Raw genomic sequence first — 17664 nt, 5'->3', positions numbered from 1 at the left:
GGTCGGCGTACCTCATGTGGTCGCGCCTGAGGAGGCGGGCTGGTTCTCGAGGGTTTCGTCGACCCACCGCAGCAGCACGTCCGGGGGTGCCGCGCCGGCTTGGCGGGCGAGGACCTTCCCGTCTTTGAGGATGAGGAGGGTCGGTACTGCCTGAACGGAGAACTTCCGCGCCGTTTCCGGTGCAGCGTCCACGTCCACCTTCACGAGCTTGAGCTTTCCTGCCCGCTGCGTGGCGACGTTCTCCAGTGCGGGGCTGACCTGCCGACACGGTCCGCACCAGGACGCCCACAGATCGACGAGCACCACCTGCGGCGCCTGCTCCACGACCCGGGAGAAGTCACCGTCGTCGGCATTCACGATCCACGGGAGCGTGGTCTTGCAGACCCCGCATCGAGGGTACCCGGATGCTGCAGAAGGGACGCGGTTCTTCTTCCCGCAGTTCGGGCACGAGACGATGGCGCTCATGCCGTCTCCTCGGATGCGGAGTTGTCGATGTCGAAGACAAGCTCACCCTCGCGAACATCGAGAGTGACCGTCGCCCCGTCCATCACCTCGCCGCTGAGGAGCGCCCGCCCCAGCCGTGTTTCGATCTCATGGCTGATGTAGCGCCGCAGCGGCCGGGCGCCGTACACCGGGTCGTAACCCCGGTCGGCGATGAACTGCCGCGCTTCCGGGGTCAGTTCGAGGCGGATATTACGCTCCGCCAGTCGGGCGCGCAGGTCGTTGAACTGCAGCTCCACGATCTCCTGGATCTGCTCGCGCCCCAGCGGCGCGAACACCACGATGTCGTCCACACGGTTGAGGAACTCCGGGCGGAAGTGGCCGCGCAGCTCAGCGAGGACCTTGTTGCGGACATCGTCGGGGATCTCGCCTCCATCGGAAGCAAGCAGGTGATGGGCACCGATGTTGGAGGTCATGATGATGATGGTGTTGCGGAAGTCGACGGTACGGCCCTGACTGTCGGTGATCCGTCCGTCGTCGAGGACCTGCAGCAGCGTGTTGAACACGTCCGGGTGGGCCTTCTCGATCTCGTCGAACAGGACGACGCTGTAAGGGCGGCGGCGTACGGCCTCGGTGAGCTGGCCGCCCTCGTCGTAACCGATGTACCCGGGAGGCGCCCCGACCAGGCGGCTGACGGTGTGCCGTTCCTGGTACTCGCTCATATCGAGGCGGACCATCGCGGACTCGCTGTCGAACAGGGCCTCCGCGAGCGCCTTTGCAAGCTCGGTCTTCCCCACACCGGTGGGCCCGAGGAAGATGAACGACCCGATGGGGCGGCGCGGGTCGCGGATACCGGAGCGGGCGCGGATGATCGCGTCGGTGACCAACGCGATTGCTTCGTCCTGGCCGACCACCCGTTCCTTCAACCTGGTGTCGAGGGAGAGGATCTTGTCGCGTTCCCCCTCCTTCAACCGGGCGACCGGGATGCCTGTCCACGCGGCGACGATCTCGGCGATCTCATCCTCGGTGACCACTTCGCGCAGCAGCCGCTGTCCGCCCTGCTTGAGGGCCAGCCGTTCCTCCTCCGCCCGGAGGCGGCGCTCGACGTCGGCCATGGCCCCGTACCGCAACTCGGCGGCACGGTTGAGGTCGTAGGAGCGTTCGGCGGCCTCGGCTTCGCGGCGCAGCCGCTCCAGCTCCGCGCGCAGCTCCTGCACCTTGCGGATCGCCTGCCGCTCCGCCTCCCACTGCGCCAGCATCGCGTCCGCTTCTGCCCTCAGATCGGCGAGCTCGCGGCGCAGCTCCTCGAGCCGTTTCTTGCTGGCAGCGTCGGTCTCCTTGGACAGCGCCGCTTCCTCGATCTCCAGGCGTCTGACGCGACGGATGAGCTCGTCCAACTCAGCGGGCATCGAGTCGATCTCGGTGCGCAGCCGCGCGCAGGCTTCATCGACGAGGTCGATCGCCTTGTCCGGCAGGAACCGGTCCGGGATGTAACGGTGGGACAGCGTGACCGCGGCTACCAGGGCACTGTCTTGGATGCGGACGCCGTGGAAGACCTCCAGACGTTCCCGCAGCCCGCGGAGAATGGAGATCGCGTCCTCCACGTCCGGTTCTTCGACCATCACCGTCTGGAACCGTCGCTCCAGTGCGGCGTCCTTCTCGATGTGCTTGCGGTACTCGTCGAGAGTGGTCGCCCCGATCAGGTGCAGTTCTCCGCGGGCAAGCATCGGCTTGAGCATGTTGCCGGCGTCCATCGCTCCTTCCGTGGCGCCCGCACCGACGAGGGTGTGCACTTCGTCGATGAACAGCAGGATCCGCCCCTGGGCTGCAGTGACCTCAGCGAGCACGGCCTTCATCCGCTCTTCGAACTCACCCCGGTACTTTGCCCCCGCTACCAGCGAGGACAGGTCCAGGGAGAAGATCGTTTTGTCCCGCAGCCCCTCGGGGACGTCCTCGTTGACGATGCGCTGGGCCAGCCCCTCCACAATGGCGGTCTTTCCGACGCCGGGTTCCCCGATGAGGACGGGGTTGTTCTTCGTCTTGCGAGAGAGGATCTGGATGACCCTGCGGATCTCCGAGTCCCGGCCGATGACCGGGTCCAGACGCCCCGCGCGGGCGTCAGCGACCAGGTCTCGGCCGTATTTCTCGAGCGCTTCGTAGGTCTGCTCGGGGGTGGCAGAGTTCACATTCTGGTTGCCTCGGATCTTGCTGAGGGCAGCCAGGAAGTTCTCCCGGGTGACGCCGTGCTCACGGAGGATCCGCGATGCGGGCCGGGAAGACGAGTCATCGGCGAGGGCGAGCATCAGGTGCTCGACGGAGATATACGAGTCCTTCAGCCGCTTCGCTTCCCGCTCGGCGCGTTCAAGAGTGGCCGCGAGGCTGCGGCTGAGGTAGACCTGCGTGGGTTGCGGGGAGGCTCCGGACACCCTCGGCTTCCGGGCTATCTCCGCCTCCACCGCCGCGCGCACCGAGTCCGGGTCAACGCCGGTCGCCTGCAGCAGCCGGGGTGCCAGCCCCTCCTCCTGCTGCAGCAACGCCAGCAGGAGGTGCTCTTCGTCCGTCTCAATCTGCCCGGCTAGGACAGCGATGTTCTGCGCGGAGGCGAGAGCTTCCTGCGACTTCTGGGTGAGCCGGTTCATGTCCACGAGGTGTCTCCTTCAAGTCGAATAGGGCGTTGCTGCTCGAGTTGCTCGATGCGAGCGAGTAGATCCAGGACAAGCGCGATGCCTGCGTAATTGACGGCGAGATCCGAGTGCAGCCGCACGATTGTGTGCACCCGGTCGGGCACGGTCCGCGCAAACCAGAGACTTCCGGTGCGATCGGTGTGCGCGGTAACAAGGCCGAGGTCGACGAACTTGCGCAGCGTGTCGGGGTGGATGCCGGCGGCGACAGCAGCGGCCTTCAGGTCGACCCGGGCAATCCGAACGGGCAGGTGACGTGAGGTCATGATCCTCTCCTCGCATCGAACGACGACACATCGCGGAGCTTCTCGAACAGCTCCTTCTCCTTTTTGGTGAGGGTGCGGGGGACGACGACCTTGACCCGGGCGTACAAGTCGCCCGGCTGTCCACGTCGCGGCATACCCTGACCGCGAAGCCTCAGCCGCCTGCCGGTGGAAGAGCCGGGCGGGACGTGCACGGTGACCGAACCGCCAGGGGTCGGCATGTTCACATCCGCGCCCAGCGCCGCCTCCCACGGGGCGATGGGAAGGTCGGTTTCGATGTTCGCGCCATCCAGTCGGTACCTCTTGCTGTCTTTCACGCGCAGCGTGACCAGCAGATCGCCGTCCTGCCCGTCCGCACCGGCCCCGCCTGCGCCGGGAATCCTCAGCCGCTGACCGTCGAGGGCGCCAGCGGGGATGTCGATGACGTATTCCCGCGCCCCGCCGAACGGCGATCCGATTTGCACAGTGCGCTTCCCGCCCCGGTAGGCCTCTTCGACGGTGAGTTCCAGCTCGGCGGAGTGGTCCACTCCTCGGCCGAAGCCGCCGAAGCCCCCGCCGAACAGATCCTCCCAGTTCACATTCTGGGCACCCGTCCCACCGCGGGTGTACCGGGTGCCGCCGCCGCGACGCGGGCCAGAAGCGGAATGCGCGGCATCGGCGGCGGCGTACTGGCGGAAGTTCTCCCCGAACCGGTCGTACTGGGCGCGGGTCTCCGGGTCGGAGAGCACATCGTGGGCCTCGCTGATGCGCTTGAAGGTCTCCTCCGCGCCCGGCGTCTTGTTGACGTCCGGATGGAATTTGCGGGCCTTCTCACGGTATGCGCGGCGGATCTCTTTCTGGTCTGCCGTCCGGGAGACCCCCAGGGCGCCGTACAGGTCGTCCGCCATGGGCTAGCCCCCGTCGGGAAGGCGAGTGACGACCACCGCAGCGGGGCGAAGCATGCGTTCAGCTGTGCCGAACCCCGGCCGAGTGACGGCGATAACGGTGCGCGCGGGCATTTGGGAATCTTCGACCACTGACACTGCTTCGTGCAGCTGCGGGTCGAAGACCACGCCTTCCACGGCGATCTCCGGGTACCCGAGAGCGCGCAACGCACCGGCAGCCTCAGCCCGGACCGCTTCGATCCCGCCGCGCACACCTTCACCCAGGTTCTCGGCAAAGCTCAACGCCCTGTCCAAACCGTCGATGACCGGCAAGAAAGATCTCGCTGTCCGCCGCCGCTCCTGCTCCTGGGCCGTTTCGATCTCCCGCGCCGTCCGCTTGCGGAGGTTGTCCAGGTCCGCGGCCGTCCGCCGCCACCGGTCCTCAGCAGTACGCAGCTGCTCCGCGAATTCCGCCGTCGCGGTGCCCGCGTCAGAGAGCGCATCCGCGGTTCCGGTGTCGACCTGGTCCAACGGCGTGGTGTCGTGTTCGTGATCGTGTTCGTCGGGCATCGAGGTGTACTCCTTCCCGTTACTTGTCGAACTCGGCGTCAACGACGTCGTCTTCGTCTTCGTCTACGGATGCGGAGTCCTCGTTCTGGCTGGTCGCGCGGGCCGCTGCGAGAGACTGGGCCATCTGCAACAGCTCACCGGTGAGATCCTTCGCCTCCTGCTCGCTGACGTTGTTTGCCACCGCTTCACGCGCCTGAGTGATGAGCATCTCTGCTCGCGCCCGCTCATGCCCGGGCGCCGACTCACCGAGCTCGCGCAACGCCCGCTCCACCTGGTAGGCGGCGGAATCCAGCTCGTTGCGGGCATCGACGGCCCGCCGCAGCGCCTGGTCGTCGTTGCGATTCTGCTCGGCTTCCTTGATCATTCGGTCGATCTCACCCTGGTCGAGGTTCGAGGTGCCGCTGATCGTGATCCCCTGCTCGGTGCCGGTGTCCTTGTCTTTCGCGGTCACATTCAGGATGCCGTTCGCGTCGACGTCGAAGGTGACCTCCACCTGCGCTTCGCCGCGAGGCGCCGGACGGATACCGGTGAGCTGGAACCGGCCGAGCACCCGGTTGTCCGCCGCGTTCTCACGCTCACCCTGCAAGACGACGACGTCCACCGAAGGTTGATTGTCTTCGGCTGTTGAGAAGACCTCGCTGCGTCGCGCGGGGATGGTGGTGTTGCGCTCGATGATCTTCGTCATCACTCCACCGCGAGTCTCCACCCCCAGCGACAGTGGGGTCACGTCCAGCAGCACCACGTCATCGACCTCGCCCTTGAGCACACCGGCTTGAATGGCGGCGCCGACTGCGACCACCTCGTCGGGATTGACGGTCATATTGGGCTCTTTGCCCCCGGTCAGCCTCTTCACCAGCGCCTGCACGGCGGGGATGCGGGTGGAGCCCCCGACGAGAATCACCTCGTCGATGTCATTCTCACTCACCTTCGCGTCAGCCATCGCCTGACGCACCGGGCCCAGGCATCGCTCCACGAGGTCGGCCGTGAGGTCCTCGAACTTGGACCTCGTGATCGTCAAAGTCAGGTGCTTCGGCCCGTTGGCGTCAGCCGTGATAAACGGCAGGCTCACCTGCGTCTGGGTGACCGAGCTGAGCTCGATCTTGGCCTTCTCGGCCGCTTCGAACAGGCGCTGCAGCGCCTGCGGGTCATTGCGCAGGTCGATGCCGTTCTCGTTCTTGAACTGCTCGGCGAAGTAGTCCACAAGGCGGCGGTCGAAGTCGTCACCGCCCAGGTGAGTGTCACCAGCGGTGGAACGGACCTCCACCACGCCGTCGCCTACGTCGAGGATGCTGACATCGAACGTGCCACCGCCGAGGTCGAACACGAGGATCGTCTCGTGCCCTTTCTTGTCCATCCCGTACGCGAGAGCGGCCGCGGTGGGCTCGTTGATGATGCGGAGCACGTCCAGGCCCGCGATGCGGCCGGCGTCCTTCGTGGCGGTCCGCTGTGCGTCGTTGAAGTATGCCGGAACGGTAATGACGGCTTCAGTTACTTTCTCACCCAGGAATTTGCTGGCGTCGTCGGCGAGCTTGCGCAGAATCATAGCGGCGATTTCCTCCGGCGCGTAGAGCTTTCCCCGGATGTTGAACCGGGCCTCGCCGTTCGGTCCTGGGACCACGTCGAATCCGACGGCTTTGGCCTCGTCCTTGACCTCGTCGAAAGAACGACCGATGAACCGCTTCGCAGAGGAGATGGTGCCCTTCGGGTTCAGAATGGCCTGCCGGCGGGCCAGCTGCCCGACCAGCCGCTCCCCGTCCTCTGTGAAAGCGACGACGGACGGGGTGGTGCGGGCGCCTTCAGCGTTGGGAATCACTTTCGCCTCGCCACCCTCCCAGACGGCGATGACGGAGTTGGTGGTTCCGAGGTCGATTCCTGCTGCCTTGGCCATGTCGGTTTCCCTTCTATTGCGGTGAGCGCCCGATTTCCGGATACCCCGAGCATAGCGCCCGGACGGCGCTACGCAAGTGACATGCGGGGCTCGAGTGGGTTCTCGAGGGGATTGCGCACCGGCAGCTTCGCCATCAACATCCCGATGAGCAGCACGGTGTTGTGGTAGCGGTCAGTGATCCGCTTACTGCTGGGCGCCATCTGCTGACTTGCCGCGCGAGTACTCATCAGCTGCCCGTCGACGTCGAAGCAGCCAGGGTCAACGCGAGGCAGATTGGCATCGACGATGTACTGGTCGCGATCGCGGAATAGATCCACCCGCGTCGACTGCTTGGCGCTGCGTGCACTGCATTTGCGAACACTTGGTGACCTCCTCGTTCACCGTGAGCCGATACGGCTCGACCTCGGGCATTAGCTCCGAGAAGCACTCGTGCCGCGGCGAGGTTCCAGACCCGTTCTCCGCGTACCCCTGAAGCGCCCTGGGTCTGATGGAGACTCGCGCTATTTGATTCCGACCAGCAGGTTGCGGTCGCCGTGGACAGCATAGAACGCGTTCTCGAACTCGGCGGGTGGGATGTCGCCGAGGTAGCCGTGGAGGCGCTGCGTGTTGTGCCAGTGCACCCAGCCGAGGGTCGCGAGCTCGAGGTCTTCGACGGTTCGCCAGGGTCCGGGGCGTGAGGGCCCGCGGACGAGTTCGGTCTTGTAGTAGCCGTTGACCGTCTCGGCCAGGGCGTTGAAGCTCCTATATTTGTCAACTCCCGATTTCGCCGGTCGTGGGGTGCGCTTTGACGAGGTGGTAGACCTCGCGGATCACAGAGCGCTTGAGGCAGCGGATGATGTCTCGCTTGCTTCGGCCCTCAGCGGTGCGTCGGGCGACGTACGCGATGGTCGGCTCATGAAACCGCATCCTCACGATCACTGTCCGATAGATCGCGGCGTTGAGCTGGCGGTGGCCTCCGTGGTTGATGCGATGCTTCCCGCTGCTCATGCCCGAGCCTGTTGGGACGGGGGCGATGCCAGCGAGCTTGGCGAATGCGGCTTCGGAGTGGATCCGTTCCGGGTTGTCTCCGGCGACTATGAGGATTTCTGCGGCGGTGTCGACTCCGATCCCGAACTGCTCGAGCAGCTGCGGGGCGGTGCTGCGCACGAGGGCCTCGATGAGTTCTTCGAGTTCCTTGGCTTCCGCGTCCAGGGTAAGCCAGCGTCGCGCCAAAGTGCGGACCGAGTGGCGCAGCGCGTCGTCGGGAGTGTCCAGGTTCCGCGGTCGTGAGGCAGCGAGGTGTCGGGCGAGCTTCGGGCGTGACATTCTGTTCGTCTCGCGGCGCATCTCGTCCGTGCCGTGGACGAGCATCGCTTTCATCATGATCATCGTCGAGGAGCGGTTCACGACCGCGGAATCATGCACAACTTTTAACTGGCGGATCATCTCGACGGCGCCGTCGGCGGTTTTCGGAATCGCGGTCGCGTGGTGGGCGCCGCGGGACCAGCGGGCCATCTCGATCGCGTCGAGGACCATCTCGGTGCGCATGTGCGGCGCGACCCGCCACCCCACGATCATGCGGGAGAACGCGTCGACGATGAAGCACACATACGCGACGCCGGCCCAGGTCGGCACGAATGTCAGATCCGTGACCCAGAGCCGATTCGGCGCGGTCGCGGTGAACTCCCGTTTCACGAGGTCCGGGTGCCGCGCCGACGAAGGATCCGGCCTGGTCGTCTTGATCCGCTTCGACCGCCTCGCGCCTTCGATCCCCGCGATCCGCATCAACCTGGCGGTCTGGTCCCGGCCGATCGTGATCCCCGCACGTCGGGCGGCTTTCCAGAGTTTGCGGACCCCGTAAACGCGATAGTTGGCTTCCCAGATCTCGACCAGCTGCGGCACCAACTCCTCGTCCCGCAGGGCACGGGCCGAGGGGGCGCGGATCTTGGCGGCGTAGTAGCTGCTCGGAGCCACCTGCAACAGTCTGCAGATGAGCTCGACTCCGAGGCGACGGCAGTCCACGACGTCGTCTTTGTTCGCGTCGATGAACGCGACTACTTCCGGTAGTGGCGGTCGAGCTCCGCCCCGAAGAAAGACGCGGCTCGCTTGAGCACCTCGTTGGCCCGGCGAAGCTCCCGATTCTCTTGCTCGAGCTCTCGCACCCGCTGCGCCTCGGCGCTGCTCACGCCGGGGGCGACACCGTCATCGACGTCGGCCTGCCTCACCCACGTCCGCACGGACTCGACCCCGTAGCCGAGTTGCGTCGCGACGCGCTGCACGGTCCCTTGCATGACGCCGAGCTCAGCGCGCAGCGTTCTCACCATCCGCACCGCGGCGGCCTTCTCCTCGACCGAGTAGCGACGCGTTGCCGGCTTCCCATTCGCCAGTTCTTTGGGCATAACTCCATCCTCGTTTCCAAGGTCAAGAGTCTCCATCAGACCCAGGGCGCTTCACTTCCCCAACGGTGACGCGATCATCCGCCTCGTCGGCGCGGTCCTCGCCGAACACACCGACGAATGGGCCGAAGGACGCCGCTACCTCGGCCTCGACATCCTCGCCAAGTCCCGCCTCACCCTCATCCCCGACACCGGAACGGAGGCGACCACCGACACCGTCCTCGAACTCAGCGCCTAACCAAAATCAACAGCAGAAGGATCACCGACCGCTACACCACGTCCCGGGGCTTGACCGACCCCACCCATACTCACCATTGCACTTCCCTGTGTTTGCAGGGAAGTGTGAGCCTGCGGAACCCCCTCCGGTTCTCAGATCCTCAAGCCGAGCTGTACTTCGGCGTCTGATCTCCCAACGCACCGCGCAACGCCCCGGCATCCGATCCCTGGATGCCGGGGCGTTCGGCGTTGCGGTGGGGGTTTGGCACGTGGGCACGGTCAGGGCTGGATGCCTCGCGCCCCAACTGCAAGGCATCCTGCGCGACACGCCGCCTGCGCGACCCGATCGTCGGCGTGTCGCCGCCGCGGCTTTGCAGTTGCGGCGGCCGGGCGCGGGCTTCAACCGCGGCTGGAGCCTCACCCGTAGAAGAGCTTCTCGAAGTCGCGGCGCGCACGGCGCGCGGTGCGCAGCCACTCCTCCTCGACGAGCGTCGCGGACCGGGCCGGGTACTCCAGGAGCCGCCCGATGCCGTCGAGCTTGGCCCGGTCGGTCGGGAGCACATCGCTCGTCTGCCCGGACAGGAGGGTGTTCGCCGAGCGCAGCCGGCTCGCGAGACGCCACGATGCGGCCAGGCGCGCGGCCGCGGCATCCGGAACCAGCCCCGCCGCGCGGGCCGCCTCCAACGCATCCAGCGTCGAGCTCGTCCGCAGGCCCGGCAGGGCGTGGGCGTGCTCGTGCTGGATGAGCTGCACGAGCCACTCGACGTCGCTCAGCCCGCCGGGGCCGAGCTTCACGTGGCGCGCACGGTCGACGCCCTGCGGCAGCCGCTCGTTCTCCACGCGCGCCTTGATCCGCTTGATCTCGCGCAGATCCTGCACCTGCACCTGCGCCGGATACCGCACCTCGTCGGCGATCGCCATGAACCGCCGGATGAGGTTCACGCTGCCGGCCACTCCGCGCGCCCGCAGCAGGGCCTGCGCCTCCCACGACAGCGACCAGCGGCGGTAGTACTCGGCATACGAGTCGAGCGAGCGCACGAGCGGGCCGTTCCGGCCCTCCGGGCGGAGATCAGCGTCGAGGTCGAACGGCACGCGCTGATCCTCCGAGTAGGTGCGCAGGCCCGCCACGAGCTGACGCGACAGCTCGTGCGCGCGCTCGGGGTCGAGCCCGTTCGCGTCGTAGACGTAGAGCACGTCGGCGTCGGAGCCGAACCCGAGCTCGCCGCCGCCGAACCGGCCCATCGCGATCACCGAGAAGTCGAGGGCCGCATCCTCCGGCGGCACCACCTCGCGCCGCACGGCGCGAAGAGTCGCCTGGATCGTCACCTCGCTGACCGTGGTGAGCCCCTCGGCGAGCTCCTCGATCGTGAGGGTGCCGAGGATCGCGCCGAACGCCAAGCGCAACAGCTCGCGCCGGCGGAGGTTCTGCACCGCGCGCATCGCGTCGCCGATGGTCTCGTGACGGGTCTGGATCGCCCGCGCCTCGTCCTGCAGGGCGACACCGCTCCGCGGCCGCAGCTGGTCGTCCGAGTCGAGCCACGCGACCGACTCGGGGATCCACTCCATCAGCTCGCCGATGTATCGCGATCCGGAGAGGACGTGCGTGAGCCGCTCGGCCGCGCCCGACGAGTCGCGCAGCATGCGCAGGAACCAGGGGGTCTCCCCCAGCCGCTCGCTGATGCGCCGGTACGCGAGAAGTCCGTAGTCAGGATCGACCCCGTCGGCGAACCAGCGGATCATGATCGGCATGAGGTGACGCTGAATGGATGCCTTGCGGCTGATGCCGCCCGTGAGCGCGCCGATGTGGCGGAGCGCGCCGGCGGGGTCGCGGAACCCGATCGCCGCGAGTCGGTCGTGCGCCTGCGCCGTCGACAGCTGCTGCTCCTCGGCGGGGAGTGCGGCGACGGCGGAGAGGAGCGGCCGGTAGAACAGCCGCACGTGGATCTCGCGCACCTCGCGCTTGATCCCCTCCCAGAGAGCCCAGACACCCGGGCCGTCCGAGGCCAGCCGCGAGGCGCGAGCGAGCACGCGGAGCCCCTCGGGCGTCTGCGGCATGAGGTGCGTACGACGCAGCTCCCGCAGCTGCATCCGGTGCTCGAGCACGCGCAGCATGCGGTAGTCGCGGGCGAACGCCGCGGCATCCATGCGCCCGATGTACCCCTCGGCGACGAGGGCCTCGAGCGCGTCGAGCGTGCCGCGCTGACGGATGCGGTCGTCGGCGAGACCGTGCACGAGCTGCAGCAGCTGCACCGTGAACTCGATGTCGCGGATGCCGCCCGGCCCGAGCTTCAGCTGGTACGGCACCTCCTCGGCGGGGATGAACTCCGTCACGCGTTCGCGCATGCGCTGCACGCTGTCGACGAAGTTCTCCCGCGCGGCGCTCGTCCACACACTGGGCTGCAGCGCCTCGACATATGCCGCCCCGAGCATGCGATCCCCGGCGAGCGGACGCGCCTTCAGCAGCGCCTGGAACTCCCAGCTCTTCGCCCAGCGGTCGTAGTAGGCCAGGTGGGAGTCGAGACTCCGCACGAGGGCGCCCTGCTTGCCCTCCGGGCGGAGGTTCGCGTCGACCTCCCACAGCGGCGGCTCGATCTCCATGCCCGAGATGCCGCGCATCGTCTGCACCGCCAGGCGCGTCGCGATGTCGATCACCCGGCTCTCCCCGATCTCGTCGAGGAGCGCATCGGTGCCACCGCCGACGAAGATGACGTCGACGTCGCTGACGTAGTTCAGCTCGCGCGCCCCGGCCTTGCCCATGCCGATGATGGCGAGCCGCGTCGCCTCGACCTGCTCCCGCGGAAACAGACCCGTGCCGGCGGCACCCGCGACACGCGTGCGGGCGACGCAGAGGGATGCCTCGAGCGCCGCCCCCGCCGCATCCGCGAGTGCCGCCGCGACTGCTGGCAGCACCGCGACGGGGTCGTCGGCGGACAGGTCGAACGCCGTGATCCGGGCGAGCAGACGCCGATAGCGCACGCGTAGGGCGACCCACGCCGACTCGTCGCCGTGTGCGGCGAAGCCGGAGGCATCCGCGTCGACTGCCGCGCGCAGCTCGGCGACGAGGTCGTCACCGCTCGGGAGCGCCCCACCCGGTTCGGGCAGCTCGGCCAGTTCCTCGGGATGCCGCTGATAGAACTCGGCGAAGCCGCTCGACGCGCCGAGAAGCAGCCAGAGCGTCGGGCCGACCCGGCGGAGCGCCGAGCCGACCGCCGCCGGATCACGGCGCGCGATCCGGGCGAGGGCCGACAGTGCGGCATCGGGATCGGCGGCCGACGCCGCGCCGACGAGGATCTCCTCGCGCGGCATCCCGACCGCATCGGAGAGCTCGGTCAGGAGGCGATCGGCGTCGCCGAGCTCGCTGAACCCGTCGCGCGCGAGGGTCGTGCGACCCAAGGCTCGCTCGCCGCCGGACATGGCGGGTTAGAGCATCTCCAGGTTGCTCTTCAGTTCGAAGGGCGTCACCTGGGCGCGGTATTCCTGCCATTCGCGGCGCTTGTTGAGCAGCACGTAGTTGAACACCTGCTCGCCGAGCGTCTCCGCGACAAGCTCCGAGTCCTCCATGTACTCCAGGGCGTGGTCGAGGCTCGCGGGCAGCTGCGCGTAGCCGAGCGCACGCCGCTCGGCGTCGGTGAGCGACCACACGTTGTCCTCGGCCTCCGGCGGAAGCTCGTAGCCCTCCTCGATGCCCTTCAGCCCGGCCGCCAGCAGCAGGGCGTAGGCGAGGTAGGGGTTCGCGGCGGGGTCGAGCGCGCGGTACTCGACGCGCGTGGACTGACCCTTGTTCGGCTTGTACATCGGCACCCGCACAAGGGCGGAGCGGTTGTTGTGCCCCCAGCAGATGAAGCTCGGCGCCTCATCGCCGCCCCACAGTCGCTTGTAGGAGTTGACGAACTGGTTCGTGACCGCCGCGATCTCGTTCGCGTGGGTCAGCAGGCCCGCGATGAACTGACGCCCCACCCTCGAGAGCTGGTACTGCGCGCCCTCCTCGTAGAACGCGTTGTGGTCGCCCTCGAAGAGCGACATGTGCGTGTGCATGCCGCTGCCCGGCTTCCCCGAGAGGGGCTTGGGCATGAACGTCGCGTACACGCCCTGCTCGATCGCGACCTCTTTGACGACCGTGCGGAACGTCATGATGTTGTCGGCGGTCGCGAGGGCGTCGGCGTAGCGCAGATCGATCTCGTTCTGGCCCGGGCCGCCCTCGTGATGGCTGTACTCCACCGAGATGCCGAGGTCTTCGAGCATCCGGACGCTCCGGCGACGGAAGTCGTGCGCGGTGCCGCCGGGGACGTTGTCGAAGTAGCCGGCCGAGTCGACCGGCTCGGGCCCGTCGGGGCCGAACGACGACGACTTCAGCAGGTAGAACTCGATCTCGGGGTGCGTGTAGAACGTGAACCCGGCGTCGGCCGCCTTCGCGAGCGTGCGCTTGAGCACGTGCCGCGGGTCGGCGACGGCGGGCTGGCCGTCGGGGGTCGTGATGTCGCAGAACATCCGCGCCGTCGGGTCGATCTCACCGCGCCAGGGCAGCGTCTGGAAGGTCGTGGGGTCGGGGTGGGCCAGCAGGTCCGACTCGTACGAGCGGGTGAGCCCTTCGATCGCCGAACCGTCGAAGCCGAGGCCCTCCGTGAACGCGCCCTCGACCTCGGCGGGAGCGATCGCGACCGACTTGAGCGTGCCGATCACATCGGTGAACCACAGCCTGACGAACTTGACCCCCCGCTCCTCAATCGTGCGCAGTACGAAGTCCCGCTGCTTGTCCATCGCGTCCTCTCCCACACGGCCCGCGCACGCGCGACCGACTCGAAGGCCAGACTATCGGCCCGGTGCGTCCGTCTGCTCATCGCCCGAGGCCGCGCCGGAGCCCGTTCCCCAGGCATCCTCGGCGGCGTCGTCGTCGGCCCACGCGCGCGAGCGCTCGGCGAGCAGTTTCGGGGCCGCGGCCGCCTCCTCCTCGGTGTCGAAGGGGCCGACGCGATCGATCGCGGGCGACTCGAAACCGCGCTCCACCTTTCCTGTCGTGAGGTTGTACCAGAACTTGTCTTCGCCGGCAAACATAGCGGCTCCTTCCGAGGGTTCATTCAGATCCTAATGATCGCCGCGCTCCGCGTCGCTAAGGTTGGGGGCATGACGACGCAGGCGACGCACGCGACCCAGGCGGTCGGGGTGGACATCGGTGGCACGGGCATCAAGGGCGCCCTGGTGGATCTCGAGGCGGGGACACTGCTCAGCGAGCGGGTGAAGGTCGCGACGCCGACCGGCGCCGAGCCCGACGACGTGCTGACCGCCGTGCAGACCGTGCTCGACACGCTCGGGGTCACCGACGCCGACATCCCGCTCGGGGTCGCCTTCCCAGCGATCGTGAAGCACGGCCGCACCCTGTCTGCTGCGAACGTGGCCGACACCTGGATCGGCTTCGAGGCCGAGAAGTTCTTCGAAGACGGTCTCGGTCGCGAGATCCACTTCGCCAACGACGCCGACGTCGCCGGCGTCGCCGAGGCGCAGTACGGCGCCGCGCGCGGTGTCGAGGGCCTCGTGCTCCTGACGACCCTCGGCACGGGCATCGGCACCGCGCTGCTGCACGACGGGATCCTGATCCCGAACTCCGAGCTCGGTCACCTCCAGCGCGCGAACGAGTCCACCGACTTCGAGCGCTGGGCGGCCTACTCGGCGGTCGAGCGCGAGCAGCTGAGCTGGCACGAGTGGGCGAAGCGCCTCCAGCGCTACTACAGCCACCTCGAGTTCGTGCTGAACCCCGACCTGTTCATCGTAGGCGGCGGAGTCTCGAAGCACTCGGAGCACTTCCTGCCGCTGCTCGACCTGCAGACGCCGATGGTGCCGGCCGTGCACCGCAACAATGCGGGCATCATCGGCGCCGCGGCGCTCGCGCTCGCTCACGATGAAGCGAGCGTACCGGCGGAGTCGGCCGACGACCTCGTCGCCGAGACGGACTGAACCCCTCTCCCCTTCCCTTATCCCTCCTCAGGGGGCTCTTGCGGCAAGGCCCCCTTCGTGCGCCAGAATCGCTGATCGTGCCTGATTTCTGGGCGCGTGGAGTGAGGGGTGCGGCATGCGGGAGAGCGACGACGGAACGAGCGCATTCGCGCTCCCCGACCGGCTGGCGGAGAAGAGCGCCCCCGCGCTCATCGGCGACGACGAGCAGATGTTCGCCCGCATCCGTGACGCCCTGGCGGACGCGGTCGACGACACCGCGGCGCGTCTTGCGCGGGTACGTCTCGAGCCCGGTCGTGCGGGGCAGGCGGCTCTCGAGCGCGACCGCGAGGTGCAGCGCCTGAGCGCATGGCTGCGGGTGCTGCGGCGCTTCGGCCTCGACGCGTGCATCGGGCGGATGGCGGGGATGGACGGTGAGCTCGTGTACGTCGGCAGGTTCGGGCTGTCGGATGCCACCGGCGCACGCCTGCTCGTCGACTGGCGCGCTCCCGCGGCAGAGCCGTTCTTCGCGGCGAGTCACGGGCATCCGTTGGGGCTCGCCAGTTGTCGCCGCTACCGCTGGTCGCGCGGGCGCATCGTCGACTACTGGGACGAGATGTTCGCGGCCGATGGGATCGATCACGGCGCCGCGCTCGATGACCAGTCCGCGTTCATCGCGAGCCTCGGCGCGAGCCGCTCTCCGCGCATGCGCGATGTGCTGGCGACGATCCAGGCCGATCAGGACGCGATCGTGCGGGCGGGCTCGAGCGGGGCGCTCGTCGTCGAGGGCGGACCGGGCACCGGCAAGACCGTCGTGGCGCTGCACCGCGCGGCGTATCTGCTCTACGGCGACCCTCGCCTGCGCGAGGGCGGGGGTGGGCTGCTGTTCGTGGGGCCGCACCGCCCGTACCTCGACTACATCGACGACGTGCTGCCGAGCCTCGGGGAGGAGGGCGCGCTCGTCGCGACGCTGTCCGACCTCGTCACCGGCGGAGGCGCCGATGTCCCCGTCGAGTCCGACCTCGACCTCCGCCGTGTGAAGAGCGACGCGCGCATGGCGTCGGCGATCGACGCCGCCACCGCGCTGTGGGAGCATCCGCCCGTCGCGGCGCGCGCGGTTCCGACGCCGTGGGGCCCGGTGCAGGTCTCTGCGGCCGAGTGGGCCGAGGTGTTCGAGGCATCCGGTGATCTCCCGCACAACGCCGTCCACTCGGACGCGTGGGAGCGTCTCGTCGACCTCGTCGCCGATCGGGTGGATGAGACGCTGCGCCGTCTCACGCCGGGAGCGGGCGACGCGGCGGACGGCGGCACGGACGAGCGCTGGAGCGAAGGCTGGGGCGAGGCGACGCCCGTCGAGGCCGACGACGGCTTCGGAGACGATCCGCTCGAGGCCGAGGGGCAGTTCGACGCCTACGGCCTCGACGACCACGCGGGGGCGACGCGCGCCGTGCTCGACGCCGACGACGACCTGCGCTCCGCGTTCGCACGCATCTGGCCGCTTCTCGACCCGGAGGCGCTGCTCCGGGGGCTGTGGGCATCTGCCGACATGCTGGCGACGTGCGCGCCGTGGCTGACCGGTGCGGATGTCGCGGTGCTGACGCGCGCGGCGGGCGCTGACTCGACCGACGTCGACCTGCCGTCGCTCGATGCCGCGCGCCTGCGGGTGGGCGATCCCGCCGACGAGGTGCGGCGGCGGCGCGCTCGCGCCGAAGCCGCCGCCGATCGCGCGGTGATGGATGACGTCGTGACGCATCTCATCGCGGCGGACGACGGCGACCTGCGCGTCATGTCCATGCGGCGCGGGCAGGATCTGCGCCAGACCCTCGACACCTTTGCGGAGGCGCCGGCGGATCCGTTCGCGGGCCCGTTCGCGCACATCGTGGTCGACGAGGCGCAGGAGTTGACCGACGCGCAGTGGGGCAGATGCTGCTGCGCCGGTGCCCCTCGGGCAGCTTCACGATCGTGGGCGACCGGGCGCAGGCGCGGCACGGGTTCACGGAGACGTGGGAGGAGCGCGTCGGGCGCGTGGGCGTCGGGCGCGTCACGGTGTCGACCTTGACGATCGGATACCGCACACCCGAGGAGGTGATGGCGGTCGCCGAGCCCGTCATCCGGGCGGCACTGCCGGATGCCTCGGTGCCCCGCGCCATCCGGCACTCCGGCCTGCCGGTGCGGCACGGACCGGTGGTCGATCTCGAGCGGATCATCACCGAGTGGGCGGACACCCACGCGGAGGGCGTCGCCGTCGTGATCGGGGCGCCGTGGTTCCCGCCGCGCGATCGCGTGCGCTCGCTCGACCCCGAGCGGGTGAAGGGGCTGGAGTTCGATCTCGTCGTGCTGGTCGACCCCGAAGGGTTCGGCGACGGACTCACCGGAGCGGTGGACCGCTACGTGGCGATGACCCGCGCGACGGCGCAGCTCGTGCTGCTGACCTCGTGAGGG

Annotated in this window: 14 protein-coding genes, 3 pseudogenes and 1 other annotated feature; of the genes and pseudogenes, 4 read left to right on the top strand and 13 right to left on the bottom strand. The window is 68.4% G+C overall.

Annotation, left to right across the window (positions count from 1 at the left end; all coding sequences use genetic code 11):
* Positions 1-12: 12 nt before the first annotated feature.
* The 10 genes and pseudogenes from trxA to FHX68_RS15425 all read right to left on the bottom strand — a co-directional run.
* Entirely contained in the window at positions 13-465 is a 453-nt protein-coding gene (gene trxA, locus FHX68_RS02525) for a thioredoxin (protein WP_141381318.1), read from the bottom strand.
* Positions 462-3086 carry an ATP-dependent chaperone ClpB gene (gene clpB, locus FHX68_RS02520; protein ID WP_141381319.1) on the bottom strand — a complete coding sequence of 875 codons (2625 nt, stop codon included), beginning with the start codon at positions 3084-3086 and terminating at the stop codon, positions 462-464. Before clpB ends, trxA begins: the two co-directional genes overlap by 4 nt.
* Positions 3077-3388, bottom strand: a complete 312-nt coding sequence (locus tag FHX68_RS02515; protein WP_141381320.1) for a chaperone modulator CbpM — start codon at positions 3386-3388, stop codon at positions 3077-3079. Before FHX68_RS02515 ends, clpB begins: the two co-directional genes overlap by 10 nt.
* Positions 3385-4272, bottom strand: coding sequence for a DnaJ C-terminal domain-containing protein (locus FHX68_RS02510; RefSeq protein ID WP_141381321.1), 888 nt, complete (start codon positions 4270-4272; stop codon positions 3385-3387). Before FHX68_RS02510 ends, FHX68_RS02515 begins: the two co-directional genes overlap by 4 nt.
* Before the next feature lie 3 nt (positions 4273-4275).
* Entirely contained in the window at positions 4276-4818 is a 543-nt protein-coding gene (locus FHX68_RS02505) for a nucleotide exchange factor GrpE (protein ID WP_141381322.1), read from the bottom strand.
* 19 nt (positions 4819-4837) lie between these two features.
* Entirely contained in the window at positions 4838-6706 is a 1869-nt protein-coding gene (dnaK, locus tag FHX68_RS02500) for a molecular chaperone DnaK (RefSeq protein WP_141381323.1), read from the bottom strand.
* 68 nt (positions 6707-6774) lie between these two features.
* A complete protein-coding gene (locus tag FHX68_RS02495; protein WP_141381324.1) occupies positions 6775-7023 on the bottom strand; it encodes a hypothetical protein in 249 nt (82 codons plus the stop codon).
* Positions 7024-7206: 183 nt separating this feature from the next.
* Positions 7207-7440, bottom strand: a pseudogene (locus tag FHX68_RS02490) (integrase core domain-containing protein); the annotation flags it as partial.
* A 16-nt stretch (positions 7441-7456) separates the two neighbouring features.
* Positions 7457-8011, bottom strand: coding sequence for a transposase (locus FHX68_RS15675; protein WP_229661628.1), 555 nt, complete (start codon positions 8009-8011; stop codon positions 7457-7459).
* 159 nt (positions 8012-8170) lie between these two features.
* A pseudogene (locus FHX68_RS15425) lies at positions 8171-9084 on the bottom strand (IS3 family transposase); the annotation flags it as partial.
* Positions 8651-8785 (bottom strand) — a sequence feature (AL1L pseudoknot). It overlaps the preceding pseudogene by 135 nt.
* 55 nt (positions 9085-9139) lie before the next feature.
* On the opposite strand from FHX68_RS15425, the pseudogene FHX68_RS02480 reads away from it, so the two are divergent.
* A pseudogene (locus FHX68_RS02480) lies at positions 9140-9319 on the top strand (IS256 family transposase); the annotation flags it as partial.
* Positions 9320-9714: 395 nt separating this feature from the next.
* On the opposite strand, the gene FHX68_RS02475 reads toward FHX68_RS02480, so the two are convergent.
* Genes FHX68_RS02475 through FHX68_RS02465 form a run of 3 tightly spaced genes read right to left on the bottom strand, consistent with a single transcriptional unit; the run spans position 9715 to position 14349 of the window.
* The gene (locus FHX68_RS02475) at positions 9715-12711 is read right to left on the bottom strand and encodes a bifunctional [glutamine synthetase] adenylyltransferase/[glutamine synthetase]-adenylyl-L-tyrosine phosphorylase (RefSeq protein WP_141379442.1); all 2997 of its coding nucleotides are present in this window, start codon (positions 12709-12711) and stop codon (positions 9715-9717) included.
* Between the two features lie 6 nt (positions 12712-12717).
* Positions 12718-14055, bottom strand: coding sequence for a type I glutamate--ammonia ligase (gene glnA / locus FHX68_RS02470; protein ID WP_141379445.1), 1338 nt, complete (start codon positions 14053-14055; stop codon positions 12718-12720).
* Between the two features lie 51 nt (positions 14056-14106).
* Positions 14107-14349 carry an SPOR domain-containing protein gene (locus FHX68_RS02465; protein WP_141379447.1) on the bottom strand — a complete coding sequence of 81 codons (243 nt, stop codon included), beginning with the start codon at positions 14347-14349 and terminating at the stop codon, positions 14107-14109.
* A gap of 69 nt (positions 14350-14418) precedes the next feature.
* Between FHX68_RS02465 and ppgK the strand changes: the two genes are divergently transcribed.
* The 3 genes from ppgK (at position 14419) to FHX68_RS16240 (ending at position 17661) form a co-directional block, all read left to right on the top strand.
* A complete protein-coding gene (gene ppgK, locus FHX68_RS02460) occupies positions 14419-15246 on the top strand; it encodes a polyphosphate--glucose phosphotransferase (RefSeq protein ID WP_141379449.1) in 828 nt (275 codons plus the stop codon).
* 115 nt (positions 15247-15361) lie between these two features.
* Complete coding sequence (locus tag FHX68_RS02455) at positions 15362-17281, top strand: helicase domain-containing protein (RefSeq protein ID WP_307723044.1); 1920 nt, start codon at positions 15362-15364, stop codon at positions 17279-17281.
* Complete coding sequence (locus tag FHX68_RS16240; protein WP_307723045.1) at positions 17278-17661, top strand: ATP-binding domain-containing protein; 384 nt, start codon at positions 17278-17280, stop codon at positions 17659-17661. The genes FHX68_RS02455 and FHX68_RS16240 overlap by 4 nt, the downstream gene beginning before the upstream one ends.
* Positions 17662-17664 lie beyond the last annotated feature (3 nt).

The sequence above is a fragment of the Microbacterium lacticum genome (assembly GCF_006716815.1).
In the GTDB taxonomy this organism is placed as follows: domain Bacteria; phylum Actinomycetota; class Actinomycetes; order Actinomycetales; family Microbacteriaceae; genus Microbacterium; species Microbacterium lacticum.
This window is presented reverse-complemented; position numbering and strand designations above follow the sequence as displayed.